This window comes from Rhodothermales bacterium, from assembly GCA_013002345.1.
Lineage (GTDB): Bacteria > Bacteroidota > Rhodothermia > Rhodothermales > JABDKH01 > JABDKH01.
This window is the reverse complement of record JABDKH010000270.1, coordinates 1-2,637: the sequence shown is the minus strand read 5'-3', so window position 1 is coordinate 2,637 and position 2,637 is coordinate 1. Positions and strand designations below refer to the sequence as shown.

The following is a 2,637-nucleotide window of genomic DNA, read 5'->3' as shown; positions in this document are numbered from 1 at the left end:
GCAAGGAGCGGGAGCGCCTCTCGAGGCGAACGGCCATGCTCGAGGCCGCGCAGTCGGTCTTCGCCGAAAGAGGTTTCGGACAGTCGACACTCGATGAGATCGCCTCGCGTGCCGAATTCGGCAAAGGAACGATCTACAACTACTTCCCCGACGGCAAGGAAGAGATGCTCTTCGCGCTGCTCGACCGGCTCTACAATGGCCTGATAGAACTGATCGAATCGCACTTTGGGGAGAGCAAGATCGGCGTTCCATTTCGTGATCAGGTCCGCGACTTCCTCACACGGACGTTCTGTTTTTTTGAAGAGCGCGACGACCTGTTCCTGATCGCCATCAAGGAAGCCCACCGACATTTGTTCGGGGATGATCCCGAAAAGGCCGCCTACTTCAGTCACCAACGTGAACGCCTGGTTGCGGCTATCTCCCGGCCTCTGGAGTCCGCCATGAGTCGGGGCGAAATCAAGACCATGCCGTCGAATGCGGTCGCCCACACGCTCCTGGGCAATATCAACGGGTGCTACACGCACGTGTGTCTGTGCAACCGCTACGGAAACAACGAGCAGGAATTGCCTGGCGGAGCCGAGGAGAACGCCGAGTTCATCACAACAATGCTGTTCGACGGGCTACTGACGAAATGACAAACATATTCGCGATGCAGCCAAGCCCTTGTTCAATCTTACCGCGCAGATTCGGGGTAATCGGAATCGCGCTGGTTCTGACCCCGCTTCTGCTCTTCTGGAGTCCAAACCCCGCGAGCGGGCAATCTCCGGAGCAAGGAGTTGCCAGCATAACGCTCGACGAGGCCATTCAGATTGCGCTGGTTCGCAACTACCTGGTTCGGGATGCCCGCCTCGACGTTGCAAATGCTCAGTCGCTCGTCCGCGAGGGCTGGGGACAGGTGTTTCCGCAGCTGAGTTTGAACTCGACCTACACGCGTAACGTCAAGAGCGCCAACCCGTTTGCGGGAAGTGACGCCGGCGGCCTGTTCCAGTCGCTGGGCTTCCTGGACTGGCTAGCCTTTAACGAGCGCGCCAGAACCGACACGGATCCCGCTTCCCTACCCATTACGCTGGAGGAGTTCTTCGTGCGTCAGGCCGCGGGCCTCGACGCAGCGGGAATCGAGATCTCCAACAGCGACAACCCGTTTGCGATTCCCAATCAGTTTCGCACGGGCGTCAGCGTCACTCAGAAGGTGTTCGACATCCGGACGTTCTGGGGCGTTGCCGGCGCGCAGAAGTATTTGAAAGACCTGAACGAGGCAGGCGTCCAGCGGCAGGAGCACATTCTGATTGATACAGTTCGGCGTCAGTACTATCAGGCACTGCTTGCGAGTGCACGAAAGCGTGTGGTCTCGCAGAGCGTGGAGCGAACGCGAAAGACGGCGGAGGAAGCTTCCCTTCGGGTAGCACGCGGTGTCGCGCCCAAGTTTCAACGTCTCAGTGCCGAGGTTGAACTTGCCAACCTTGAGACTCAGCTCATCGAGACATCCGGTGCATCGGACTCTGCCCTCGACCAGCTGAAGTTCACGCTCGGAATTCCTGTAGGTCAGTCCATCCGGCTTGCAACTGAACTCAAGCCCGTTGACGACGCAATGCTTCGAACCGCAGCTCTCGATGGTGCCGTCGACCTCGCCCTTCGGAATCGCCCGGACGTCACCCAGTCCGAATTGAACATCGAACTTCAGAAGATCCAGTGGAAGGTGGCGAGGGCCGATTACTTCCCGCTCCTGGATGCATTCGCAGATGTCAGCTACGTCGGAAACGTGCCGGACAACCGCACCTCCACCCTGTCGAACAGCGACGATCCCTTTTCCTTCACGCGTCTTGAGAACGGTTTCTTCAGCGACAGATACTGGGACATGACCGCCAGCGTAGGCTTCACGCTCTCGTGGACGATCTTCGACGGCTTCCAGCGACATCAGCGCGTGCAACAACGCTCAATAGCAATGGACCGTGCTGAGATCGCCAAACAGCAATTAGCGGAAGCCGTCCAACTGGAAGTAGAGACGGCACTTCGAGGACTTCGAACGGCTCGACTGCGCATCCTGAGTCAGGAAAAGAACGTAGAGCGCGCGGAGCTGAATTACGAGTACGCGAGCGCGCGACTTCGAGAAGGTGTTGCCAGTCCGCTCGACGAACGGGAGGCATCGGAGCTACTCGACCAGAGCCGCCTCAGCTACCTGCAGGCCGTGTTCGATTTCAACGTCGCACTGAGCCAGCTTGAGACGGCTACAGGCGTAGTAAGGCCTGTCGCCACAAATACCGATCTGACATTCAACATTGCCGGACCGGCAACCCTGACAAAGAAGAATGATGACTAGCCAACGACTTCCGATACCTACTCTTTTCGTCCTGGTCGGAGCAATCGCGATGGCATCGTGCTCCGCCCCCGATGAACCCTCGGGCGACGCGAATGCGGCACCGGTTACGGCATCGCAGCGCCGTCTGGTGCGCGTGGAAACACAGGTCGTCCAGCCGACCGACTTCACCGATGTGATCGAGCTCACCGGCTCTGTGGAAGCGAACAACGACGCCACCATCTCGGCACAGACCGGGGGCACAGTGAATTTCCTTCTGCCGCTGGGATCAACCGCGCGAGCCGGAATGGTGATCGCACGAATCGACGCCGGCCTCACCGATG

The 2,637-nt window shown here is 58.9% G+C and carries 3 protein-coding genes; all 3 read left to right on the top strand.

Annotated features, from left to right (window positions below; genetic code table 11):
- Positions 1–35 precede the first annotated feature (35 nt).
- Positions 36–635 (top strand): TetR/AcrR family transcriptional regulator, encoded by a 600-nt coding sequence (locus tag HKN37_12955; GenBank protein NNE47556.1) that lies wholly within the window; start codon positions 36–38, stop codon positions 633–635.
- A 14-nt stretch (positions 636–649) separates the two neighbouring features.
- On the top strand, positions 650–2,317 hold the full coding sequence (locus tag HKN37_12950; GenBank protein NNE47555.1) for a TolC family protein: 1,668 nt from the start codon (positions 650–652) through the stop codon (positions 2,315–2,317).
- Positions 2,307–2,637 (top strand): efflux RND transporter periplasmic adaptor subunit (locus HKN37_12945; GenBank protein ID NNE47554.1); only part of this gene is annotated, 331 nt, incomplete at its 3' end. The genes HKN37_12950 and HKN37_12945, both read left to right, overlap by 11 nt.

Excerpts from the sequence above, each read along its gene's own strand:
- HKN37_12955 (NNE47556.1), top strand. The coding sequence starts at position 36 with ATGCTCGAGGCCGCGCAGTCGGTCTTCGCCGAAAGAGGTTTCGGACAG.
- HKN37_12950 (NNE47555.1), top strand. The coding sequence starts at position 650 with ATGCAGCCAAGCCCTTGTTCAATCTTACCGCGCAGATTCGGGGTAATC.